Here is a 22,699-nt window from a genome sequence, read left to right on the forward strand (position 1 = left end):
TGCAAGGGGGGCCGCCTCATGACCGCGACCACGGCGACCGCGATACCCGCACACGGCCGGCCCGCTCACCGGGACGGCAATGTCCTGCGCTGGCTTGCCGCGTACACGGCGTCCTCGCTCGGCGACGCCGTCTACTTCCTCGCCCTCGGTTTCGCCGCCACCAAGGTGGCTTCGCCTGCGCAGGCGGGCATGGTGATGGCGGCCGGCTCGGTGCCGCGGGCCGCGCTGATGCTCGGCGGGGGAGTGGTGGCCGACCGGTGGGGGCCGCGGCGGGTGGTGATCGGCAGCGACATGCTGCGCTGCCTGCTCATCCTGTGCGCCGCCGCGGCGCTCGTTTTCGGCTCTCCCTGCCTGTGGCTGCTGGTGGCGGTGGCGCTGGTCTTCGGTGTGGTGGACGCGCTGTTCATGCCCGCGGTGGGGGCTCTGCCGCCGCGGATCGCCGACGCGGACCAGCTCGTCCGATTGCAGGGGCTCCGGGCGCTGGCGACCCGGGTCAGCAATATCGCCGGACCGCCGCTCGGCGGACTCGCGATGGGACTCGGGGGTGCGACGGCCGCCTTCACGCTGGCGGGCTCGTTCTTCGCCGTGTCCGTACCGCTGCTGATCGCCACCCGGATGGGCCCGCTGCCGCAGGGCACAGTGCTGCCGCAGGACGCACCGTCCGCGCGGGGCACCGGTGCCTGGCACGAACTCCTGGACGGCCTGCGTTATCTGCGCCGCCACCGGCTGGTCGGGCCGTTGGTCGTCTCCGGCGCCATCTGCGAACTCGGCCTGGTCGGCCCGCTCAACATCGGCATGATCCTGCTGTCGCGGGACCGCGGCTGGGGATCTTCCGGCTACGGCTGGATCATCTCGGCCTTCGGCGCCGGTGCGACAGCGGGGGCGCTACTGCTGACCGCCCGGGGCTGGTTGCCGCGAGCCGGCGCCCTGCAGATCGCCACGCTCTTTGCCAGCTCCGCCGCACTGGGACTGATCGGCCTCGCACCCTCCCTGGTCGCCGCGCTCGCGCTGGCACTGCTGACCGGGCTGATCGGCGGCGTCTGCGGCGGGCTCGCCTACGCCCTCGTCCAGACCGCCACCGCCCCCGCCTACCTCGGCCGGGTCACTTCCGTCATGAGCCTGACCGGCTTCGGACTCGCCCCCCTGACCTACCCCCTCTTCGGCGCCGCCGTCTCCGCATGGGGACCCGGACCGGTCTTCCTGGCCGGAGCGGCCTTCGCAGCGTCCGGCGGCATCGTCGGCCTGACCGCACCCGCCGTCCGGGGCGCCCAACTGCCCCGCACCGCCGGCGAATAACCACGGAGCAGCCGCCCACCGACCGCCGCCTGAACCACGTCCCGTTCGGTCCGCCGACCAGGATGCGCGGTGCAAAGGCGGCGTGCCAGGACGCCGGAGCATGCGCCCGAGCTTCCACGGCATTTGCGCCTGCCCGGGAAATCAGCGGCCTTCGATCCATCGGGAACGGGGCCGTACGGGGCCGTCGCGGTACGTGGCCGCGATCCGCGATCCGCGATCCGCGGAGCCGACAGCCCGCCGGCGGTCCCCCGTCCGTCGACGCCCTCGCCAAATAAAACGGGGCCTGCAGCGGCAGGAACACTGGCGCACGGCCGCCGTATCGAGATCCGTTTGGGATTTGTCGCCTATCGCATGCGCTAGGCCGCGGATGACACGATCGGGTTATGGTCCGAGAACGGGGATGGCCGGATGAACCCCACGGTTTTCACGTGCCGCAGGACTCGAAACCTGCGGTGGACAGCTGCCTGAACTGCTGTGTGGTGGTACTGGTCGCCGGGGTGATCGGGTTCTTGATCCTGGCGTTTTGGATTCTGCCGCACGCAGTGATCCCCTGGTAGCAGCCGCTTGTGGCCCCAGGCGATGAAGGCGGTCGAGGTCGCCGTTCGTGATGCCTCCGGTCTCGGGGATCACCTGACCGGTGTGCAGCAGGCGTTCAAGCCGGACGGGGGTCCTCTGACCGACACCACGGCGCTATGCGTTGAACGGGTCGCCACGAAGAACCTGTTGGCTGGCGCTTTTGGGGCTTTCCGCAACCCCGCAGGTCACGCCGAGCGTAGTGCCAAGAAGGCTGCTCAGCGGTCCCCGAGAGAAGGGTTTGGTGTGGGCGTTTGCGGCGTATGGGTGGGGTGTGTTGCGGGTTGAGTGGGTGTGGGCGGAGACGTTCACCGGGTTACGGGTGGAGCAGTTCGGCCGGCTGATGAGGGCCGTGCGGGAGCGGGCGGGCAGGGTCCGCCGCTGGGGCGTCCGTGGACCTGCCGCCGGCCGAGCGGGTCCTGCTGGTCGCCGTGTACTACCGGACGAACCTCACGATGCGGCAGTCGGCCCCGCTGTTCGGGGTCTCGCCGGCCACCGTGTGCCGGGTGATCAGCGCCTGGGCCCGTTCCTCGCACTGGAGCCGGTCAGCCGGCCCGCGGACGCCGCCGAGCGGCCGTGGATTGTGGACGGCACGCTGATCCCGGTCCGCGACCGGAAGGTGGGTGCCCCCTTCCGTAACTACCGGTTCTCGGCGAACGTGCAGGTCGTCGTCGATGCCGACCCCCGCCTGGTGGTGGCAGCGGCCCCGCCCGGCGCCGGGCAACCGTACAGACGCACAGGTCTGGCGGTTCTCCGGTCTGGCCGCGCGCTGCCAGGGCATGACCGTGCTCGGGGACGGCGCCTGCATCAACACCGACCTGGTCGTCCCGCACTGCAAAGGCCCCGGACGTCCCCTGCTGCAAGGCGAGGAAGAAGACAGCGCCGCACGCCGCAAGGTCCGCGCCCGCGTGCGAGCACACCTTCGCCCGCATGGAGACCCGCAAGATCCTCCGCGGCTGCCGGCGACACGGCGGCGGTCCACCACGCCGTGCAAGCCGTCGCCCACCTGCACAACCTCACCCCGGACGCACGACCGCACCCGCCGTACGCCGCGCCGCCCCATTTACGTGTACGGTGTTCTCCTAAGAACAGAACGGCGTTCTGTTATGCCGGGGTCCCATCCCGGCCGGCGCCCCCGCCCCCCGGAGAAGCCCATGACCACACCCTTCGCCGACGTCGTGGACGTATCGGCCCTGCCCGTCGACAGCCTCGACCAGGTCGATGCCGTCTTCGCCGCGCAGCGCGCGGCCTACTCGCCCGCCCGCCCGCCGACCGCCGCGGAGCGTGTCGACCGGATCGAGCGGCTCGAACGACTGCTGCAGGCGCACTACCGGGAGCTCACCGCCACCCTCGAGGCGGACTTCGGGTACCGCAGCCCGGACCAGATCCTGGCCGCGGACATGTACCCGGGCATGGCGCACGCCTCCCACGTGCGCCGGCATCTGCGGCAGTGGATGCGGCCGCGGCGCAAGTCCAGCGGAGCGCTGGGCCTGCTCGGCGTGCGCAGCCGCGAGTACGTCGAACCGCTCGGCGTCGTCGGCATCATGTCGCCGTTCAACGCGCCGGTCAGCCTCGCCGTCGACCCGGCGATCGACGCTCTGGCGGCCGGCAACCGGGTGATCATGAAACCGAGCGAGCTGACCCCTCGCACGGCGGCCCTGTTCCGGCATCTGGTGGCCCAGGCGTTCGACGAGACCGAGGTCGCGGTCGTCACCGGCGGCGTGGAGGTCTCCGCCCACTTCGCGGCCCTGCCCTGGGACAAGTTCCTGTTCACCGGCGGAACGGACACCGGCAGGCGGATCCTGGAAGCCGCCGCCCCCCACCTCACGCCGGTCATCCTGGAACTGGGCGGGAAGTGTCCGGCGATCGTGCTGCCCGACGCGGACATCCGCGCGACGGCCGCGCAGATCGCCCAGGGCCGCCTCGGCAACGCCGGCCAGATCTGCCTGTCGGTGGACTACGCCCTCGTGCCCGAGGACCGGCTGGAGGAGTTCCTTGCCGCCGCCCTGGAGGCGGCCGTCGACGTGTACCCGACGGTCCAGGGAAACCGCGACTACTCGGCGATGATCGACGAGCGCGCCTACGACCGGATCCTCTCCCTCATCGACGACGCCCGTGCCAGCGGCGCCCGCGTCCTGCAGCCGGCCGCGCACGCGGGCGAGGAACTGGACCGGGCGCGCCGGCAGGTCCCCCTGACCGTCGTGGTGAACCCGCGGCAGGATTCCCGGGTCGACCAGGAGGAGATCTTCGGCCCGATCCTGTCCGTGTACACCTACAGCGCCCTCGACCAGGCGATCGCCGTCGTCAACAGCAAGCCGAAGGCGCTCGCCCTGTACGTGCTGGGCCGGGACCGCCGGGCGACCGAGACCATCGTCACCTCCACGTCCACCGGCGGCGTCACCGTGAACGCGGCGGCCCTGCACGCGATGTCCGGCAGCATGGGGTTCGGCGGCGTCGGCCCGAGCGGGATGGGACGCTACAAGGGCGGCCGCGTGGGCTTCGACGCGTTCTCCAACAGCAAGTCCGTCGTGCACGCCAGCCGGCTGCTGCTGCGCCTGGCGGGCGAGAACGCCGCGCCGCCGTTCCGTACGGAGCGGGCGCGCAACAACCTTCTGCGGTTGGCCCGCCTGCCCCGGCACCACTGATCCGCGGAAGTCCTAGGCTTCCTCCCGTGACGAGCACGGCCTCCGGCTTCCAGCGAGCGCGCCGCCCCGAACAGGTCGCGGCGCGGCGCCGGGCCATTCTCGGGGCCGCCCGCGACCTGCTCGCCAGCCGCGGGCCGGCCGGGGTCAGCCTCGCCGACATCGGCGCCCGGACCGGCATGGCCAAGTCCGCGCTCCTGCGGTACTTCGAGACCAGGGAGGCACTCTTCCTGGAGATCCTCGACGCCGAATGGGGCGAGTGGCTCGACGCCCTGGGCGGGGCGCTTCCGAACACGGGCAGCGGCCCCTGGGCGGCCGAGCGCGCCGTCGCCACGGCCGTCGCGGACTCCCTCGCACAGCGCCCGCTGCTGTGCGACCTCATCTCCGTCATGGCCGGCGTGCTCGAGCGCAACATCGGGATCGCCTTCGCCCGCGACTTCAAGCAGCGCGCCGCCGAGAACACCGACCGCCTGGCCCAACTGGTCGCCACCGCGCTGCCGTGGCTGTCCCCCGACGCCGCGCACCAGTTCGCGGGCGCCGCCTTCGTCGTCACCGCGGGGCTGTGGCCCTATGCCCGGCCCACCCAGGTTGTCGCGACCGTGTCGGCGGAGATGGGCGTCGCGGACCCGGCGGCCGCCTTCCGCCGCAACCTCCGCGCCGGCCTGGTGACCCAGCTCATCGGCCTGTCCGCACAAGCCGACCGTACGACGGCAGGCGCCGGCGACGACCACTGAGCCGGGACGACTCGGACCGGCCCTCGGACAGGGCACCTCGGGGGAGCGGCAGGTGCGACATCGCTCGGGCGTCCTCGAACCCGGGCCGGCCGTCCGCGAATGCCTGCTCCGGCGCGTGCGGGCGCTGCCGTGGGACATCCGGATGTGCGTCCCGCCCGCGCCGGCCTTCAACAGTCGGGGTCAGCGTTCGAGGAGGGCGATGCGGATGGCTCGTTCGACGTGGGCGGCGGTGTTGGCGTGTCCTGCGGCGTTGGGGTGGACCAGGGTGGCGCGCTTGCGGAGGGCAGTGCAGTCCAGCAGCGTGCCGGGGATCTTGGCGGGCCAGTAGGTCTCGGCGTCGCCGCAGATTCCTTCGACCCACTTGGTGCCGGCGGGCTGGCAGGCGTCGTGGCCCACGCTGGAGGAGTAGACGTCGACGTAGCGGTCGCCGAAGAACGACGTGACCCGTTGGATCGCGGCGTTCAGCGGCTTGAGGACGTCCTCACGGAGCCAGTCGACGTCGGCGTGGGTGATCGGGCCGAGTTCGGTGAGGTCGGCGCGGTTGCAGGCACTGCCTTCCGCCGGCAGGACGGCCGGGTAGCCGACCGTGATCACCTTGGCGTTGGGCGCGGCCTGGTGCACCTGTGCCAGCATCTCGACGTACTCGTCCTGGACCCGGGCGAGCTTGTCCTTGATGCTCTCCTCCCCCTCGGGGGGATTGGTGTAGTGGTCGCGGCAGGACCTGCCGGCCAGGCCCTGCTCGACGCATTTGAGGAGCATGCCGCCGAAGGGGAGGCTGTTGCCGCCGACGCCGATGGTGACGACATCGGTCCGGTCGTCCAGTTGAGCGCGCTGGATCTGCGGGTCCACCGCGGGCCAGCCGCCGGCGGGGGGCTGGACCGGGCTGATCGGCGTCTGCTTGACCGAGGCGATGTCGGCGATCGTGGCGTTGCCGCAACTGGCGTTGGTCAGGTGGACGGGCTTGCCCGGCGGGAACTCGGCGAGCTCCCGGTCGACGACGTCGGGGTAGGCGTTGGCGGTGCGGTCGCAGCCGTCCCGCGACGGATCACCCAGCGCGGGCAGCGGGTCCCCGACGAAGCCTCCGGCGGTGTACGAGTCGCCGAGCGCGGCCCACTCGTACTGGTCGGCCGCACCGGCGGAGCCCGAGGGCAAAAGCGCGGCCGCGGTCAGCGCGAGCCCCACGGCCAGCGCTCGCAGGCGGGGGACAGGGTGTCGCATGGATCCTCCAGGATCGGCGGAAGACACCCGGGGCCGGAACACGACCCGGGCGGAAGGCACTTGTGCCCAGATCGTCCAAGCCGCCGGAGCACGCCGTTCCGAACAATCGGACTTCCGGCCCCTATCGGGCTAATGAGTCAGCTCTTTCGTGTCGCCGCCCACCCCCTGAGCGCCCCGCGGCGAGACGCCAACGGGCGGGCGGCTGGCCCCGTGCCGGCGTACGGGTCAACCCGATCGGGGCTGATCGGGGCTAATCCGGGCGGCCGTCGGCGAGCCACTGGGCGAGGCCGCGCAGCCCGGCCGCCCACCGCCCGAGATCGGTGACCTCGGCGTGCCCGGTGAGGACGGTGAGCAACTCGGCAACCGCCTCGTCCGCCCGCTCGGCGTCGTTGAGGGTCAGGGCGCGGAAGACGCGTACGGAGTCGGAGTCGGGGAACTCCGTGCGGGCGCGATCGAGCACCGCCAGCGACTCGTCGAGCTCGCCCAGCCATCTCAGGGTGCTGGCGTACTGGCACAGGCACCGGCGCAGGACGTCACCGTCCAGGCCGAGGGCGAGCGCCCGCTCGTAGTAGCCGCGGGCGGTCTCCTCCTGGCCCGCGGTGTCGTAGGCGCCACCCACCTCGTACACGAGGACCGGGTGGTCGGGGTGTTCGGCAAGCAGCGCCTGGAAGTAGGCGATCGTCGGCGCCATGTTCGCCCGGTCGCGCCGGTCGTAGCCACGCTGGATCGCCTCGGCCAGTTCGGGCGTCACGTCGCTCGTCACTGCCGCGCCCCCATGCGTACGAGTCGAGTCCGAAGATCGAATCACCCTAGCGCAGCCTGTTCGCAGGCCCTGCCCACGGGCCGACCGGCCGGCGCGACGGGAGAGTCGCCGGCTGCGGTCAGGTGATCCGAAAAGCGGTCAGGTGATCCGGAAAGTGGCCATCATCGCCATGTCCTCGTGTTCGAGGTTGTGGCAGTGGAAGACGAAGCGGCCCTTGAGGTCGCTGAAGCGGATGGCGAGCTGGACCTTTTCGCCCTTGTTGACGAAGACGGTGTCCTTCCACCCCTGGTCGTAGCGTCCGGGGGCCTTCCCGTCTCGGGAGATGACCTGGACGGTGGCGTTGTGGATGTGGAACGGGTGGTGGAAGTCCGAGATGATCGTCCATATTTCGGTGCTGCCTGCGGGCACGTCGGCCTGGGAGACCGACGGGTCGAAGGCCTGATCGTTGATCAGCCATTCGCCCTGGCCGCCTCGGTGGAACTTCATGGTGCGCCGGGTCATGGAACCGCTGGGGGTGATCGGGGAAGTCCTCGACAGGGTGGACGGGATGCTGCTGCTGTCCTTGGTCGCGCGTGCGACGACGAAGTGCATGACGGCGGCGGTGGAGTCCGATCCGAGCCGGTTGACCAGGGTGATCTCGTCGCCGACCTTGTGCCCGCTGAAGTCGACGACCACGTCGAACCGCTCGGCGGGGGCGATCACGACGGTGTCCTGGTGCAGTGGTGCCGGCAGCAGTCCGTGGTCCGTCCCGATCTGGGTGAACCCCTGCGAGGAGTTCTGGAGCGCCAGTTGGTAGGTGCGGGCGTTGGACGCGTTCAGGATCCTGAAGCGGTAGCGGGCGGTGTCGACCTTCATCACGGGCCACGGGGCTCCGTTGACGAGGATCACGTCGCCCATGACGCCGTTGACCCAGGGCTTGTCGACCCCGGGGGTGGTGCGCATGGTGGGGTCGATCGCCGGATACATGAAGGAGCCGTCGGAGGCGAAAGCGCGGTCGGCGATCATCAGCGGGACATCGCGGGCGCCCCGCGGGAGCGGCAGGGCCTGTTCCTCGGTGTCATGCGCGATGTGGAAGCCGGCCAGACCGCGGTAGACGCTGGGGCCGGTGAACGCCATGCGGTGGTCGTGGTACCACAGTGTTCCGGCCCGCGGCTGCGGCGGATATGTGTAGTCGCGCTGCATCCTGGTGACGACGGCATCGGGGTCGCTCATGGCGGGCATCCCCGGCATGGCGGGCATGGCGGGCATGGTGGGGAAGGTGCCGTAGGTCTGTGCCGGCAGGACGAAGTCGGTGGGGTAGCCGTCGCTGTCGTCAGGGGTCGTCCCGCCGTGGAGGTGGACGACGGTGGGCACGGACAGCGCGTTCTTGTGGGTGACGACGACCCGGCGGCCCGGGTTCTGGACGATCGTGGGACCGGGGAAGGTTCCGTTGTAGCCCATGATCGGTGTCCGCAGGCCGGGGATGATCTCCACGGTCGCCGGTGACTGCACGATCTCGTAGTAGTCGGTGTCGGAGGTCCGCCGCGTCGGTTCGAGCTGCTGCGGGACCGGCAGGGGGGAGCGGAACTGCGCGGGCAGCTTCACCTGGCTGGTGAGCGTTCGGATGTCGCCGTTCGGGTCGCCGTGGTCCGAGCCCTCCCACTGTCCGTTGTCCTGGGTGTCGTCGTGCTGGTCGTTGCCGTGCCCGTTGCTGTGGGTGCCGTCGTGCCGGCCCTTGTCGGGGACGGGCTTGGGAGCGTGCGGATCGGGGCGGTCCTGCGAGGTGGTGCAAGCGGCGACGACGGCCAGTGCCCCGGCCGCGCCGATCGATCCGACCAGGGCGCGGCGGCTCACGGCGGCGTCGGGCAGGGGGCGGCCGGAGGGCGGCTGCCCCGGGTCTGTCGCCTTCCCCGCCTCGCCCGTCCGCGGCGAGGAACCTGCCGCTGATGACCGCTCGGCTCCTGGGAGCAGGCCGGACAGGCGGCGCACGAGCGCGGGTGCGGGGGTGATGGCGATCTTCATGCCGTCAGCGTCGCAACGTCGCCGGCGGCCGGGCGTCCCCCGGCGGGAGGCTTCCGCTGCCGCAGCGGATGTACGCCGCCTACACCGGCGGAAGTACAGCGCGGCCTCCCTGGAGACGATCCGCTGTTCGCAGCCGCGCTTTACCCTGAACGCCGTGGCCACCCCGAACCTCACGTACAGCTTCCGAGCGATCACGCGCGGCTCCCGATGGCGACTGCCGCCGCTGGGCGTCGACGTCGCGCTGGCCGTTGCCGTGACAGCCGTGACGGTGTGGGGCTGCTACAGCGAATCCAACCCCTCCACCCAGGCATTGCGGGTCATGCACGGGCATGTCGTCACCCCCGCCCCCGCCGGGGCCTACCTGCTGGTGGTCGGGGCGGGCCTGGCGCTGATCTGGAGACGCCGCCGCCCGCGGGCCGTGCTGGCTGCCTCGCTCGCCGGGGTGCTCGCTTTCAACGCCCTCGGCTATGTCGGCAACGCGGCGCTGGTCATACCGCCCATCGCCCTCTACGCCGTGGCCCTGAAGGTCCCCGTACGCCAGTCGGTGGCTCTGGGGACCCTCACGCTCCTCGCGCTGGGCACGATCATCACCGCCAGCCCTTTCAACAGCTTCGGCAGCGGTGACATAGCGCTGTGCGCGCTCGTCGTCGTGGCCGTGCTCGGCGGGATAGCCAGCGCCAACCGCCGCGACTACCTCGCCGCGGTCCGGACCCGCTCGGAGCTGTTCGTGCGTGCCCAGGAAGAGGAGATCCGCCGCACCGTCGACGCCGAGCGGCTGCGGATCGCCCGCGAACTCCACGATGTCGTCGCCCACACGATGTCGACCATCAACGTGCAGGCGGGCGTCGCCTCCTACGTCACCAGCGACCTGCCCCCCGCTGCGGCCGACGCGCTGCGGGCCATCAAGACCGCCAGCAAGGACGGCCTGCGGGAGCTGAGAGCCATACTGGCCGTCCTCCGCCAGGCCGACGACCCCGAATCCAATCAGCCCCAGCCCGGACTTGCCCGCCTCGACGCCCTGGTCGCCGGGGTCAGCGCGGCCGGCCTGCCGACCGAAGTCGTCGTCACCGGCCGCCGCTGCTCCCTGGCCCCCGCCGTCGACCTGGCCGCCTACCGCATCGTGCAGGAATCACTGACCAACGCCGTCCGCCACGCCGGACCGGCCACCGCCACCGTCCACATCACGTACAACCACCACGATGTGCGGCTGCGCATCACCGACACCGGACACGGACCCTCGGCCGCGTTCCCGTCCGCCGGACACGGCCTGATCGGCATGCGCGAGCGGGCAGCGGCAGCCGGCGGGTCGCTGAGCGCCGGGCCGGCCACCAACGGCGGGTTCGAAGTCACCGCCCTCCTCCCGAAGGCGCCCGGCGCATGATCCGCGTGCTGCTGGCAGACGACCAGGCCCTCATCCGCGCCGGTTTCCGCGCGCTGCTCGAGCACACCGACGACATCGCCGTCGTCGGGGAGGCAACCGACGGTGAGCAGGCTGTCGGCCTGGCAGCGGCGACCCGCGCCGACGTCGTCCTCATGGACATCCGCATGCCGGGAGTCGACGGACTCGAAGCGACCCGGCGCATCGCGGCCAGCGAAGACCTGGCCGGAGTGCGCATACTGATCCTGACCACCTTCGAGTCCGACCACTACGTCTACGAGGCAATCCGCTCCGGCGCCTCCGGCTTCCTCGTCAAGGACACCGAGCCGGAAGAGCTGATCCAGGCCGTACGGATCGTCGCCCGCGGTGACGCCCTGCTGTCCCCCGGCATCACGCGCCGCCTCATCGCCGACATCGCCGCCAAGGGCAGGCCCGACTCAGGCGCGACGGACTACCGGATCGACCGGCTCACCGACCGCGAACGCGAAGTCCTGGCCCTCGTCGGCCGCGGCCAGTCCAACGACGAGATCGCCGGCGTCCTGTTCCTGAGCCCCCTCACGGTCAAAACCCACGTCAGCCGCATCATGACCAAACTCCCCGCACGCGACCGTGCCCAGCTCGTCGTCATCGCCTACGAAACCGGCCTCGTCACCGTAGGGGGAACACAGGCTCACGGCCGGCGCGGCTGACCGACTCGCCCCAAGGCCCCGGCGCGGGTGTGCGCGACGTCGAACAGCACGACGGTGCCGCCGTGTTCGATGCTCACGGGAGACGGCGACACCGTTTGACCCGTTGTCCGGGCCTTTCCGGTGGTCACCGTGCACTTGCCGGGCTCGGGCGGTCAGTCCAGGGGTGACGACGGTGAGCCAGCGGGTGCGGGCTGCTGGTGGCTGGTCGGTGGGTGCGGTGGAGAACGGCAGGTAGCTCCTCCGGCATCGGCGAGGCCACCGCCGTCGAGCTCCACGACCTCGGCTACACCGTTACACCGTCTACGGGGCCGCCCGCCGCACCGACCGCCTGCAAAAGCTCGCTGACCGCGGCATCCGCCCGCGCCCTCGCCCGGCCAGGAGCCACGATGACCTCCGGCCCACGCGCGAGCCCGTACCGATTCCGTTCCGCTGCTCCCCGAGGGCCGACTGCGCCGGATACGAGAGGGTGGTGGCAGATGGTGCAACCGATATCCGGTGGCTAAGGTGGTGGCATGTCTGTGATGACGCTCCGCATTCCTGACGACCTGGACCCCTCGATCCGTGCCGGCGCGAAGGCGGCGGGCATGAGCTTGAACGCCTACATCGTGCGCGCCGCGCGCCGCCAGGCCGTGCTCGACGCCGGGCAGCGGCTTGCTGCGCTCGGCCTCGGCGACGACCTGGCGGGCGAGGGCGACACCCTGTGAGGCGGGGGGAGATCTGGACGCTCGACGACGGACGCAGCGTCCTGGTGGTCTCGCTCGACGGCCTGGAGACCACGTTCGGCGCGGTCCTCGCTATCGTGCTGCACCCCTCGGGCCGGTATCCCGACACGGCCATGTCGGTGGTGATCGGCGATCCGCTGCCCTGCACCGCGGTCGCGGTCAACCTTCAGCAGTTGCGCGTCGGCCGCTTCGAGGACGCCAAGTGCCTCGGCCCGGTCGATGCCGCCGTGATGGAACGCGTCGAGCAGGCGCTGCGCGCGGTACTCGATCTCTAGACCGGCGCGGCCCGACGTCCGGCCGGGCATCGCGCCGGCGTGAACGCCGACCGCCGCGGCGGCGACCTGGTCGTGACGGGCAGCCGATGCCAAAAGGACTACCAGCACATGGTCCCCAAACAGAAACAGCGAGCCGGGGCCCGGCTCAGCCTTAACTTCTCAGCGCCCGTCCCCTCCGCGTGACCGCACGCGCCAGTTCCGGGCACCACGTGGGCGAATGCCTGGCCTTGCCGAGCGCGCGCGTGGCGGATCCGGCCGAGGTCACCGGCAACTGACCTCTCGCGCCGGCCGCCTTGATCGGCGGATCCATGGCGCATGCCGGCCGCGGACGTCCTGGCCGAGGACCGGGCGGAAGCGCCAGGAGCAGATCCGCACCCGATAAGCCGCAGGTATCCGCCCCTACCCGGCCTCCCGGGACGCGTGCTGCTCGCTGCCCCGGGTCCGCGGAACGGTGGCGCCCTTGTGCCGCTCGTAGTGGCGCCGCGCCTTCAGCCGGTTCCCGCAGCCGGCCATCGAGCACCAGCGTGCGCTGTTGTTCTTGGAGCGGTCGAGGAAGAAGCGGGTGCACTCGTCGTTGCCGCAGGGCCGCAGCCGGCCCGGCGCGCTGCGCCGCAGCGAATCCCAGGCGAGGACGGCACGGGCGGCCAGCCCCCGGCCGGGCGGCGCCGTCAGGTCCCACACCACCCCGTCGTCGCCGAGGGTTGCCCGGTAGGCGACGTCTTCAAGTGCGGCGGCCAGGTCGCGGGGCGTCGCATCCCCGCGGATCAGCCCCTGAAGCGCGTCGCGGGTCGAGCGCAGGACCTCCAGGTCCTCGTGCGCGTGAGCCTCGCCGTGGTGCGCGTCCAGCCAGGCCCGCGCGGATGCCGCATCGGACAGTTCGTCGCGCACCGTGCCGTCGACGGTGGGGGTGGTGTTCACAAGCGCCAGCAGGAACGTCTCGTCAGCCGTGGACGCACCGTTCACTTCTAACCTCCAATCTCCGCTTGACAGGGTACGTCACACCATGCCTACGCTGTAACCACCATTGGATCGAATAGGGGTTAGGACTATGACCGAGACAGTGCACTACCGGTACGCGACCGTGCAGGGGCAGCGGCTCTTCTACCGTGAAGCCGGACCGGCCGACGCGCCCGTCGTCGTACTGCTGCACGGCTTCCCCACCAGTTCGTTCATGTTCCGCAACCTGATCCCGCAGCTCGACGGCTACCGCGTGATCGCCCCCGACCACCTCGGCTTCGGGTTCTCCGACGCACCGGCGGTCCAGGAGTTCGACTACACCTTCGACGCCCTCGCGGAACTGACCGCGGGCCTGCTGGAGCAGCTGAACGTCCACCGCTACGCCGTATACGCACAGGACTACGGCGCGCCGATCGCATGGCGCCTCGCGCTGCGCGACCCGGACGCCATCAGCGCCGTCATCAGCCAGAACGGCAACGCCTACGACGAGGGCTTCGTCGCCGACGGCTGGCAGGGCATCTGGGCCTACCAGCGTGAGCAGACGCCGCAGAACGAAGCCGCACTGCGGCAGGTGCTCACGCTGGACGCCGTCCGCTGGCAGTACGTCACCGGTGTCGCCGACGAGAGCGTCGTCAGCCCCGACACCTGGCGGCACGACTACGCGCACCTGTCGCGGCCCGGGAACGCCGAGGTGCAGCTGAAGCTGTTCCTCGACTACGCGAACAACCCGCCGATGTACCCGGCTTTTCACGAGTGGCTGCGCTCCCGGCAGGTGCCGGTGCTCGCCGTCTGGGGCAAGTACGACCCGTTCTTCGGGCCGGACGGCGCCCGGGCCTTCGAACGCGACACCGCCAACGCCGAGGTGCACCTGTTCGAGGGCGGACACTTCCTCCTCGAAAGCGCCGGTGACGAAGTGGCGGCACTGATTCGCAAGTTCCTCTCGCGCCACGCGCCCGCCGCCTGACCGGGCTCCTGACAGGCAAGCGCCGCAGGGAGCGGCCCGGCGCGTCAGCGGCGCCGCTGGCCGGCCCGCAGCTCGAAGTCGCCGTAGCTGTTGTCGGCGGGATTGACGGTGACCCCGGGGGCGACGATCTCGTCGATACGGTCCAGGACGTCGGCCGTGAGCGCGGCGCCGAGGGCATCGAGACGCCTACATCGGCGAACTCCTGCCCGACATCATGGAAGGCCGCATCGAGCCCGGCCGCGTCTTCGACCGCACCGTCGCCCTCGACGCCACCCCCGAGGGCTACCGGGCCATGGACACCCGCCAGGCCCGGAAGGTCCTGGTGCGGCCGTGACCGGGCACCGCCTTATCGGCGCAGTTGCTCGGCCAGCGCGACGATGATGCCCTCGGGGCCGCGTAGGTAGCAGAGCAGGTAGCTGTCCTCGAACCGGGCGATCTGGCCGAGGAGTTCGGCGCCGTGGGGGCGCAGGCGGGCAACGGTGTCCTCGATGTCGTCGACGGCGAACATGACGCGGTGCGTGCCCACCACGTTGTGCGGCCGGTTGCGCGGTTCGGTGCTGATCGCCACGGGGCTGCGGTACTTCGCCAACTCGAGCCGGCTGTGACCGTCCGGGGTCCGGACCATCGCGATGTCACAGCGCACGCCGTCGAGTCCGGTGCACTGGTCGGCGAACAGGCCCTCGACCTCCGCCCTGCCCTCCAGCTCCATACCGAGTTCCACGAAGAACGCGATGGCGGCATCCATGTCCTCGACGACGATGCCGACATTGTCCATCCGCTGAATCCCCATGCCGGTTTCTCCTTCTTCCCCGTGCGGCCGGTGGCGGCCGGTGGCGGCCCCTGACGTCCCTGGGACGGAGCCGGTGGCCCGTTCTCGACATCCGCGGCTCCCCCGGCTCCGAAAAATTCTGGATCGCACCTGAGCACCGCCCCAGCAGCCCCGCGAGCCATGCGCCACCACCGAGAGTCCCGACGCCCGGAGCGGGAGTTCGGTAGGACGGCAGTGACAACCAGGCCGAAACCAATCTCGTGGATCCTCCACTGAAAGCCGTCGTGATCATTCGGCCCGCCAAGGAGTCCCGTACACACCCGCCAATGTGTACAGTTTGAGTCCATGGATGAGACGTATCCGCTGGTGCAGGCCCGCAGCGAGCTCGGTCAGCTCGTCAACCGGGTCCGTCACGGCCACGAGACCTTCGTGATCAGCGACTATGGCACGCCCGCTGCGGCCCTGATCCCCGTCGACGAGCTCGCAGAACTGCGTCGCCTGCGGGATGAGGCCGACATCGCGGATGCCGACCGCAGCAAGGCCGCCGGCGGGCCGCGGGTGGAGCACGAGGCGTTCATGGCCGAACTGGAGGCTGAGGACCGGCGGGCCGCCGCATCGTGACGTACACCGTGGTATGGCAGCACCAGGCCACCACCGAGTTCCGCCGCCTGCGCCAACTCGACCCCCAAGGAGCCAAGGAATGCGCCGCCGCTGTGCGCGCCCTGGCCGACGACCCCCGTCCGACCGAGGCCCGGCAGTTGGGTGGCTCCGCCTACTGGCGGCTGCGTGTAGGCGACTGGCGTGTCCTGTATGAGCCCGAGGACGAGACGATCACTGTGCTCGTGCTGAAGGTCGGCCGCGTCCCCTGACCTGCCGACGGGCGCCGCGGACCGCGGCCCCAGCCGAGGCCGCAGGCCAGGGCGTCGCGATGTGGCGGAAGCGCTGGACCGCCCCGCCCGATGTCCATGGGGAGCAGAGCCTGCCGCCGGTGCTGCTGGCCTTCAACCAACCGGCCCAGCAACCAGCCGTTCGACCGCCCGCGCGCACCGTTTCGTCAAGCCAGGCCCGGAAACCGGACCTGACCTGCGGTAGTGATGTCCGCCGCGCCGCTCCGGCACGCTGACTTCCCCGATCTAGAGGTCGATGACGACCTTGCCGTGCACGTGCCGCCCGGCCTGGAGCTCGGCCGCGCGGCGGATCTGCTCGAGCGGGAAGCTCGCCGCGATGGGCACCCGGAGTCGGCCCGCCGCGACCAGGCGGGCGATCTCTTCCAGGGCGCCGAGGGCCGCGTTCGCGCCGTTGGCGGTCGGCACGCCGTCGACCTGCGCGGCGATGGTGCAGATGCGGCCGTCCGGGACGCCGAGTTCCCTCGCGGCGTGCGCAGTGTCCGTCCCGTGCAGGTCGATGGCGGCGGTGACACCGCCGGGGGCGAGGGCTTGGACCCGGTCGGCCAGGCCGTCGCCGTAGACGACCGGCTTGGCTCCGAGATCGCGCAGGAAATCCGACGATGCCGCCGATCCCGTCCCGATCACGCGCGCTCCCGCGATCCGGGCCAGCTGGACGGCGAACACCCCGACCCCGCCCGCCGCGCCGCCGAGCAGCACGGTGTCGTCCGGGCCGGGGCCGACCACGGCGAGGGCGGCGGATGCCGTGCGGCCGGCGATCGTGAGGGTGGCGGCGGTACGGTCGTCGACGCCGTCAGGGGTGTGATGGGCCTCGTTCGCCGCGATCCCCCCGGCCGGGTCGATCACCACGAAGTCGGCGACCGCGCGGGACAGGGCGCCCCCGAACACCCGGTCGCCGGGTGCGAAGCCGCTCACCCCGTCACCGACCTGGTCGACCACTCCCGCGTAGTCGGTCCCGAACCCGGCCGGCAGGCTCAGGCCGAACCGGGCGGCGGTGTCCGCGTCGGCGGTCATGAGCCAGTCCATCGGGTTCAGACCGGCCGCGGTGACCCGCACCCGGATCTGCCCCGGGCCGGCCTGCGGAGCGGGAATCTCACGGATGTCCAGGACTTCGGGGCCGCCGAACGAATGGAGCCGGACCGCCCTGCTCCTGCCCGCCGGCGGTCGGTCGCTCTGTTCCTGCATGTACGCCTGTCTCCTTGGGGCCGAGGGAAACGCATTGAAACGGACTATGCTCCGTTTGCATGGACGACCGTAACACAAACGGAGCGTGATCCGTTTTGACTGAGGGGGAGACGCGCGCGCCGCGGGCGGACGCAGCCCGTAACCGCGACCAGTTGCTCGCGGTGGCGACCCGCGTGTTCGTGTCGGCCGACGCCGAGCCGTCGATGCGGGCGATCGCCCGCGAGGCCGGGGTCGGCATCGCCACGCTCTACCGGCACTTCCCGACCCGCGAGTCGCTGGTCGACGCGGTCTACCGGGACCAGGTCGTGCGTCTGACGACCGGCGCCCGCGAACTGCTCGGCCGGCTGCCCCCGGCCGCGGCGATGCGGCACTGGATGGACTTGTTCGGGGACTGGATCGCCACCAAGAACGGCATGCTCGACACGCTGCTCGCGATGATCGAGTCGGGCGAGATCGCCCACGCGCAGACCCGGACCGAACTGCTGACGGCCATCACCACGATTCTCGACGCCGGCCGCGCGGCGGGCGACCTCCGCACCGACGTCACCGCCGAAGACATCGCCGCCTCCCTCATCGGCATCTTCACCGTGGCCCCCCGGACCGAGCACGAAGCCAAGGCCAGCCGCCTGCTGAACCTCCTGATGGACGCCCTTGGGCCCGCCGCCCGGCCGGCCTGAGTCGTCGTCCCCGGACCACAAGCGATGGAGCCCGGAGGTGCGAAAAGGCCCCGGTCCGCAGCATCTTCCGCTGCGGACCGGGGCCTTGTCCGGGTGCTGCGCCTGCCCTGCCGCGGCGGCGGGGAGCTCTCATGCCTCCGGCAGGCCCGACCGGCAAGGCACCTCGTAGATGAGACCTTCGCACGGCGCCTCAGCGGTCTCCGCCGTGTTCGATGATCCGGCCCCGGTCGCCTACGGCGGCCGGGAACCACTGGTGCGCCCGGCTGTGCGGCGGCCTGCCGGGCCCGCCGGCCGAGCGGGTGCACCTGCCCGCATCGAGGGACGGGGTGGGCGCCTTTGCGGCCGCGAAGGTCATGGCGTTGACCGGCCGCATCGCGGCGGACGCGGACACCGTCGACGACCTCGACCGATTGCGGCACGGTGCGATGGACCGCCTGTTCACCGGCGTGCGCGCCCGGTCCACGCCCGGCGGTTTCCTGCGAGCCTTCAGCCACGGACACATCAAGCAACTGCACGCCGTCGCACGGCGGTTGCCACCCCGACCGGCCGCGCACACCCCGCCGCTACCCGACGCGCACACTGTCGTGGTGGCGGACAGTGATACCGAAACCGACCGGGACGCAGGCGGGCGCCTGGCGCACCAGCGCGTAGCCGATCGGCCCCGGCCGGCCCGCGTTGAAGTACGCCGTGAACAGCAGGGTGTCCCCGGAGGGGATGGCAGCGGGGTTGATCAGCGCGGGATCCCTGCCCGTCTTGGAGTGGAGCACCACCTTCCGGACGTTGCCGCGGTCGCCGAGGTCGCGCTGGACCGTGGCGTGGCAGGAGGCCGTCGGCGTCAGCACCACCGCGGGGATGCCGGCCTTGTCCAGGGCGGCCTGCAGACCGGGGACGCCCTTGGGGTCGAACAGCCGTATGGCGACCATGCCGCCCGGCTTGGACTGCACGGCGTAGTCGGCGTTGACGATGTCCAAACCGCCGGTGCTCACGGCGCCGGGGGGTGTCGGCGCGGTCTGCCGCGTGCTGTGCGTCCCGGACGCCAGCGGCAGGGCGACCGCCACAGCGGCGGCGGCCGCGACGGCGCCGATGGTCAGGGCCATCCGGCGGCGCGGCGCGCGCAGCCGGAGCGGAGCGCGGTTGCCGGCGGGGGCGGACAGGGAAGCCGCGCGGGCGTTCAGCTCGTCCGCGAGCTGCTGCTTGAAGTGCACGGGAGCGTTCACTGGGCGGTCTCCAGAAGGTTTTCGCTGGCGGCGGCGCAGGTCCGGCCGGCGGTTCGCAGGGCCTTGCGGGCGCGGTGCAGCCGTACGCGGGCGGTGGCCGAGCTGATGCCCAGCGCGTGGGCTGCCTCGGAGATCGTCAGCTCGTCCAGGGCGACCAGGTCGAGCACCCCGCGCAGCGGGTCGGACAGCGCGGCGTGGGCGGCCGCCATCTGCCGGGCGGCGCGGGCGGCGTCGATCCGTGCCTCGATGGCGCCGATGTCCTGGTCGTCCAGCAGCCGACGCCCGTGGATCCGGGCCACTGCCCGCTGCTCGCGGGCGCTGCCCTGGAAGTGGGCGTTGATGACGTTGCGGGATATGCCGTAGAGCCAGGCGATCGGCGCACCGCGCCGGGCGTCATAGGTGTGCGCACCCTCCAGCGCGGCCACGAAGATGTCCGCCGTCAGGTCGGCGGCCAGATGCGGGCTGTCGACGCGCCTGGTGACGAAACCGAGCACGGCGTCGAACTGCTGCTCGTAGAACACGGCGAACCCGGCCGGGTCGCGCACAGGTGGTGCTGTCGGATGCTCCGTTGGCACGGACGGCTCCTCAGGACGGATCAGAGGTGCGATGCCTTACGCCTCTACTTGGCCGCAGTGCCCGAAAGCGTTACATCCCCGCTCCGTCAGCAGCCCTTCGAGGTACGGGTCCTGAGCTGCGGCGTCAGCGCTTCGCGCCGGGCCGGCTACGCCCTGCTCAGTGCGGAGCCGAAAGAAGTGACCTCGACGTCGTCGCACGGCTGCAGGGCCGGGTGGGCCAGGGAGAGGGGGTGGGAGTCGCCGGGGACGCTGATCTCGACGCGGTACGGCTGCACGATCCCCTTGACGCACTCCTGCGCGAAGGTGGAAATCCACAGGAGCAGGAAAGAGGTCGTCTGCCCGGGGGCCAGGGCAATGTCCGAGGGCGGGAGCAGTTGTGAGCGGGTCACGCGGATGTTCCGCCGTTCGGCCGGTCTCGTCCCCGGCGGGCACGACGGAGTCTGCGGATTCTGTTCGCAGGTCGTGATGACGTCGTAGCCGTAGAAGACGATACCGGGCCAGCCGTTCAGCACGCAGCGGGAGTTTCCGGTGTTGCGCAGGAGGATGGTGGTGGCGAACCTGTCCTCGTTGTTCTCGCGGACCTGGCCGTGACTCTGCCCGGGCTTCTCCCCGGGCGAGGCCACGAGGTTGCGGGCCGTACAGGCGTGGACCGCGGCGACTTGCGGACTGACGGGGGCCGAGGGCGTCGCGGATACGGGCCGCGTCGGCGCGGGTCGGATCGCCGCCGAGGGCGTCGCGGACGCAGAACGCGTCGGGGCGGGTGACCCGGACGGCGAGGACGACGCGACCGGCGCTGGAGTGCCGGCCGACGAGTACGCGGCCGGCGGTGCGGTCGGTCCCTCCGCGTCCGGTGCACCGGCCTGCGTCGTGCACCCCACGGTTGTCAACACGATCGCGCAGCCGAGAACGCGCCCCCACCATCTCCCCACCGGCGGACCGTAACAGGCGTCCGGCGGCCCGGACCATCCTTGCCCCGGGTCGGCGCCATGAACGGCGGAAGAACGCGCTTTTTCGATGGACCGCACTGAACCGGCGGACCGTTGCGCAGCAGGCGTCGGACAGCAGGCCGGCGATGCGCGGGGCGTCGTAGCCGGCATCGATCGTGATCCCCGGATCGCGTTCGGTCCCCTGGCCCGCGGCGATGAGCCGTTCGACCGACAACGCAGATCATCGGCGCAGGCGGTCGCCCACCCAGCGGCTCGGGGCCGCGAGGGCGATCGCCAGCGGGTTGAAGAAGAACGTGTGAGCGTCCAGGGGACCTCGACGGCCGCTGCGTACGGTGACGAATCCGCCGCCGGCGTGCGGAGCCGCCTTCGCCCGCGCGCGGCGCAGAGCAGCCCTGGCCAGTGGATCGCCCGCGATCAGGAGGACCGGGGAGGCCGCGATGACGGCCGCATAGGTCAGAAGGCTGTGTCGTTTGGACGCCATGACCGCCCAACGTGCGGTGCCCGCACCACTGTTCCTCAAAGACGCGCCCCCGTGTCCTGGGGGACGCCTGGTGGAACGGGGGCTTTCCGGCGACGTGGCCAGCGTCCGCACCCTGGCGCGCTCGGCCTTGAACAGCGGCTTGAGCGCGGCGAGTTGCTCCTTGCCGCCGTGGGTCACTACGGACTCGTCAGGACCGTGGTGAGCATGTCGGCCAACCAGCTTTCGTAAGCGTCGGCATCCCATCCGCGGTCCGCCGTGAGCAGGGTGAACAGCTGCGGCCCGGTCAGGGCCCAGCAGGCGTCCGCGAGCCGGGCGGTGTCGCTGCCGGGCCGCAGCACGCCGGCATCGGCGAGATGGCCGACGAAGGCGGTGACCCCCGTCAGCCGTTCCCGCTCACTGACCGCCAGGACTTCCGCCACTTCCCCTCCCGCTTCGGTGAGCAGGGCGAACAGCGGGGCAAGCCGTTCGTGGACGCCTCGGACGAACTGTGCGTAGAGCCGGAGCTTGGCGGGTACGTCGCCGGTCTGCCGGACCAGCTTGAGCTGGGGCCGCTCGGACATGGCCAGCGGTTCGTCGTCCCCGGCGAGAGTGGTGTCCCACAGCGCCTTGACCAGCCCGGTCTTGCCGCCGAACACCTTGTAGACCGTTTCGGGGGACACCCCCGCGCGCTCGGCGACGGCGCGAACGGTGCAGGCCCGGTAGCCCTCGGCGAAGAGCAGTTCCCGGCACGCCGCCACCATCGCGGCGCGGTTGTGCCGTGCGGCGTTCTGCCGGCGGCTGGAGTCGTAGGGCCTGCGCGGAGCATCGGGCGCCATGGAACGTGTCCTCCCCTAATCCATTACAGTTGACTGTACCGAAAATGGATCGGCCACGGCACTGTCGGAGGAACGCATGTCCCGCTCCACCCACCGTCCTCACCGCGGCATCGCTCCGGGCGTCGACCGCCTCGGTGATCACCTCGTCAACTTCTACCTGGTCGATGACCCCGACGGACTGGTCCTCATCGACAGCGGCCTGCCCGCCCACCTCGGACAACTGCGCGACCACCTGGCCGCCTGCGGCCACACCCTCTCCGACGTCCGCGCCGTCCTGCTCACCCACGGCCACCCCGACCACACCGGCCTGGCCCACAGCCTGAAGCAATCCGGCGCCGACATCTGGGTCCACCAACGGGACGCCGACATCCTGCGCGACGGTCCGCGCAGCGCCCTGCGCCACGCCAAGCCGGAACGATCCATGCTGCCCTACCTGCTGCGGCACCCCGCCTCAGCCGCCACCCCGCTGCACCTGGCCCGCAAAGGAGCCTTCACCGCCCGCGCCGTGCCCGACGTCCGCGTCCTCACCGACCACCAACTGCTCGAAGACGTCCCGGGTACGCCGCGCGCCCTCGCCCTGCCCGGCCACACGCCCGGGAGCACCGGCTACCTGTTTCCCGAGCGCGGCCTGCTGTTCACCGGCGACGCCCTGGTCACCCACGACGGCCTCACCGGAGAAACCGGCCCTCGCCTGGTGTGCCGCGGCTTCACCCACGACGGGGACGCGGCCATGGCCGCCCTCGACCGTATCGACGAACTGCCCACCACCACACTGCTCCTGCCCGGCCACGGCGATCCGGTCACCGGCGACGCGCGGACCGCCACCGGGAAGGCGCGACAAGCCGGACTGCGCTGACCAACGGCTGACCGACGCCTGCTCCCCACGCGGCGCGGGTCCGCGGGTCCGCCTCACGGT

The 22,699-nt window shown here is 71.4% G+C and carries 25 protein-coding genes and 1 pseudogene; 14 read left to right on the forward strand and 12 right to left on the reverse strand.

From position 1 onward, the window contains the following. The first annotated feature begins 18 nt into the window (after window positions 1-18). The 5 genes and pseudogenes from ITX44_RS18850 (at window position 19) to ITX44_RS18870 (ending at window position 5,245) form a co-directional block, all read left to right on the forward strand. Window positions 19-1,296 (forward strand): MFS transporter, encoded by a 1,278-nt coding sequence (locus ITX44_RS18850; protein ID WP_205358437.1) that lies wholly within the window; start codon window positions 19-21, stop codon window positions 1,294-1,296. 579 nt (window positions 1,297-1,875) lie between these two features. After that, window positions 1,876-2,157 carry a TIGR02391 family protein gene (locus ITX44_RS43030; protein ID WP_205358438.1) on the forward strand — a complete coding sequence of 94 codons (282 nt, stop codon included), beginning with the start codon at window positions 1,876-1,878 and terminating at the stop codon, window positions 2,155-2,157. After that, a pseudogene (locus ITX44_RS18860) lies at window positions 2,144-2,890 on the forward strand (transposase family protein); the annotation flags it as partial. The gene ITX44_RS43030 and the pseudogene ITX44_RS18860, both read left to right, overlap by 14 nt. A gap of 133 nt (window positions 2,891-3,023) precedes the next feature. Further along, on the forward strand, window positions 3,024-4,514 hold the full coding sequence (locus tag ITX44_RS18865; RefSeq protein WP_205358439.1) for an aldehyde dehydrogenase family protein: 1,491 nt from the start codon (window positions 3,024-3,026) through the stop codon (window positions 4,512-4,514). A 26-nt stretch (window positions 4,515-4,540) separates the two neighbouring features. Then, window positions 4,541-5,245, forward strand: a complete 705-nt coding sequence (locus tag ITX44_RS18870; RefSeq protein ID WP_307795368.1) for a TetR/AcrR family transcriptional regulator — start codon at window positions 4,541-4,543, stop codon at window positions 5,243-5,245. Window positions 5,246-5,425: 180 nt separating this feature from the next. Here ITX44_RS18870 and ITX44_RS18875 read toward each other — a convergent pair whose 3' ends face one another. The 3 genes from ITX44_RS18875 to ITX44_RS18885 form a co-directional block, all read right to left on the reverse strand. Beyond that, window positions 5,426-6,463: an SGNH/GDSL hydrolase family protein gene (locus tag ITX44_RS18875; RefSeq protein WP_205358440.1), complete on the reverse strand. Its 1,038-nt coding sequence runs from the start codon at window positions 6,461-6,463 to the stop codon at window positions 5,426-5,428. 250 nt (window positions 6,464-6,713) lie between these two features. After that, a complete protein-coding gene (locus ITX44_RS18880; RefSeq protein WP_205358441.1) occupies window positions 6,714-7,226 on the reverse strand; it encodes a tetratricopeptide repeat protein in 513 nt (170 codons plus the stop codon). A gap of 138 nt (window positions 7,227-7,364) precedes the next feature. Next, on the reverse strand, window positions 7,365-9,227 hold the full coding sequence (locus ITX44_RS18885; RefSeq protein WP_236060983.1) for a multicopper oxidase family protein: 1,863 nt from the start codon (window positions 9,225-9,227) through the stop codon (window positions 7,365-7,367). A gap of 154 nt (window positions 9,228-9,381) precedes the next feature. Between ITX44_RS18885 and ITX44_RS42230 the strand changes: the two genes are divergently transcribed. From ITX44_RS42230 to ITX44_RS18905, 4 genes are all read left to right on the forward strand, one after another. After that, complete coding sequence (locus tag ITX44_RS42230; protein WP_205358442.1) at window positions 9,382-10,608, forward strand: sensor histidine kinase; 1,227 nt, start codon at window positions 9,382-9,384, stop codon at window positions 10,606-10,608. Further along, window positions 10,605-11,294: a response regulator transcription factor gene (locus ITX44_RS18895; RefSeq protein WP_205358443.1), complete on the forward strand. Its 690-nt coding sequence runs from the start codon at window positions 10,605-10,607 to the stop codon at window positions 11,292-11,294. Before ITX44_RS42230 ends, ITX44_RS18895 begins: the two co-directional genes overlap by 4 nt. 512 nt (window positions 11,295-11,806) lie before the next feature. Next, the gene (locus tag ITX44_RS18900) at window positions 11,807-11,998 is read left to right on the forward strand and encodes a toxin-antitoxin system HicB family antitoxin (RefSeq protein ID WP_236060984.1); all 192 of its coding nucleotides are present in this window, start codon (window positions 11,807-11,809) and stop codon (window positions 11,996-11,998) included. Beyond that, on the forward strand, window positions 11,995-12,291 hold the full coding sequence (locus tag ITX44_RS18905; protein ID WP_205358444.1) for a type II toxin-antitoxin system PemK/MazF family toxin: 297 nt from the start codon (window positions 11,995-11,997) through the stop codon (window positions 12,289-12,291). Before ITX44_RS18900 ends, ITX44_RS18905 begins: the two co-directional genes overlap by 4 nt. Before the next feature lie 399 nt (window positions 12,292-12,690). Here the strand turns inward: ITX44_RS18905 and ITX44_RS18910 are convergent, their stop codons facing one another. Beyond that, entirely contained in the window at window positions 12,691-13,254 is a 564-nt protein-coding gene (locus ITX44_RS18910) for a CGNR zinc finger domain-containing protein (RefSeq protein WP_205358445.1), read from the reverse strand. Window positions 13,255-13,339: 85 nt separating this feature from the next. On the opposite strand from ITX44_RS18910, the gene ITX44_RS18915 reads away from it, so the two are divergent. After that, window positions 13,340-14,212: an alpha/beta fold hydrolase gene (locus ITX44_RS18915; RefSeq protein WP_205358446.1), complete on the forward strand. Its 873-nt coding sequence runs from the start codon at window positions 13,340-13,342 to the stop codon at window positions 14,210-14,212. 346 nt (window positions 14,213-14,558) lie between these two features. Here ITX44_RS18915 and ITX44_RS18925 read toward each other — a convergent pair whose 3' ends face one another. Then, window positions 14,559-15,002 (reverse strand): VOC family protein, encoded by a 444-nt coding sequence (locus tag ITX44_RS18925; protein WP_205358447.1) that lies wholly within the window; start codon window positions 15,000-15,002, stop codon window positions 14,559-14,561. A 324-nt stretch (window positions 15,003-15,326) separates the two neighbouring features. On the opposite strand from ITX44_RS18925, the gene ITX44_RS18930 reads away from it, so the two are divergent. After that, entirely contained in the window at window positions 15,327-15,602 is a 276-nt protein-coding gene (locus ITX44_RS18930; protein ID WP_205358448.1) for a type II toxin-antitoxin system Phd/YefM family antitoxin, read from the forward strand. Beyond that, entirely contained in the window at window positions 15,599-15,850 is a 252-nt protein-coding gene (locus ITX44_RS18935; RefSeq protein WP_205358449.1) for a type II toxin-antitoxin system RelE family toxin, read from the forward strand. The genes ITX44_RS18930 and ITX44_RS18935 overlap by 4 nt, the downstream gene beginning before the upstream one ends. Before the next feature lie 264 nt (window positions 15,851-16,114). Here ITX44_RS18935 and ITX44_RS18940 read toward each other — a convergent pair whose 3' ends face one another. Continuing rightward, window positions 16,115-17,071 (reverse strand): NADP-dependent oxidoreductase, encoded by a 957-nt coding sequence (locus ITX44_RS18940; protein ID WP_205358450.1) that lies wholly within the window; start codon window positions 17,069-17,071, stop codon window positions 16,115-16,117. Between the two features lie 95 nt (window positions 17,072-17,166). Between ITX44_RS18940 and ITX44_RS18945 the strand changes: the two genes are divergently transcribed. Continuing rightward, a complete protein-coding gene (locus ITX44_RS18945) occupies window positions 17,167-17,748 on the forward strand; it encodes a TetR/AcrR family transcriptional regulator (RefSeq protein ID WP_205358451.1) in 582 nt (193 codons plus the stop codon). 190 nt (window positions 17,749-17,938) lie between these two features. Here ITX44_RS18945 and ITX44_RS18950 read toward each other — a convergent pair whose 3' ends face one another. The 6 genes from ITX44_RS18950 to ITX44_RS18975 all read right to left on the reverse strand — a co-directional run bounded on the left by ITX44_RS18950 (window position 17,939) and on the right by ITX44_RS18975 (window position 21,783). Then, window positions 17,939-18,139 carry a hypothetical protein gene (locus tag ITX44_RS18950; RefSeq protein WP_205358452.1) on the reverse strand — a complete coding sequence of 67 codons (201 nt, stop codon included), beginning with the start codon at window positions 18,137-18,139 and terminating at the stop codon, window positions 17,939-17,941. A 172-nt stretch (window positions 18,140-18,311) separates the two neighbouring features. Continuing rightward, the gene (locus ITX44_RS18955; RefSeq protein WP_205358453.1) at window positions 18,312-18,965 is read right to left on the reverse strand and encodes a hypothetical protein; all 654 of its coding nucleotides are present in this window, start codon (window positions 18,963-18,965) and stop codon (window positions 18,312-18,314) included. Beyond that, window positions 18,962-19,540: an RNA polymerase sigma factor gene (locus tag ITX44_RS18960; RefSeq protein ID WP_307795353.1), complete on the reverse strand. Its 579-nt coding sequence runs from the start codon at window positions 19,538-19,540 to the stop codon at window positions 18,962-18,964. The genes ITX44_RS18955 and ITX44_RS18960 overlap by 4 nt, the downstream gene beginning before the upstream one ends. Before the next feature lie 146 nt (window positions 19,541-19,686). Next, complete coding sequence (locus ITX44_RS18965; protein WP_205358454.1) at window positions 19,687-20,163, reverse strand: DUF4232 domain-containing protein; 477 nt, start codon at window positions 20,161-20,163, stop codon at window positions 19,687-19,689. 544 nt (window positions 20,164-20,707) lie between these two features. Next, complete coding sequence (locus tag ITX44_RS18970) at window positions 20,708-20,968, reverse strand: hypothetical protein (RefSeq protein ID WP_205358455.1); 261 nt, start codon at window positions 20,966-20,968, stop codon at window positions 20,708-20,710. A gap of 176 nt (window positions 20,969-21,144) precedes the next feature. After that, complete coding sequence (locus tag ITX44_RS18975; RefSeq protein WP_205358456.1) at window positions 21,145-21,783, reverse strand: TetR/AcrR family transcriptional regulator; 639 nt, start codon at window positions 21,781-21,783, stop codon at window positions 21,145-21,147. 76 nt (window positions 21,784-21,859) lie between these two features. Between ITX44_RS18975 and ITX44_RS18980 the strand changes: the two genes are divergently transcribed. Continuing rightward, window positions 21,860-22,639 (forward strand): MBL fold metallo-hydrolase, encoded by a 780-nt coding sequence (locus ITX44_RS18980; RefSeq protein WP_205358457.1) that lies wholly within the window; start codon window positions 21,860-21,862, stop codon window positions 22,637-22,639. Window positions 22,640-22,699: the final 60 nt, after the last annotated feature.

Source organism: Actinacidiphila acididurans (assembly GCF_016918855.1).
Lineage (GTDB): Bacteria > Actinomycetota > Actinomycetes > Streptomycetales > Streptomycetaceae > Actinacidiphila > Actinacidiphila acididurans.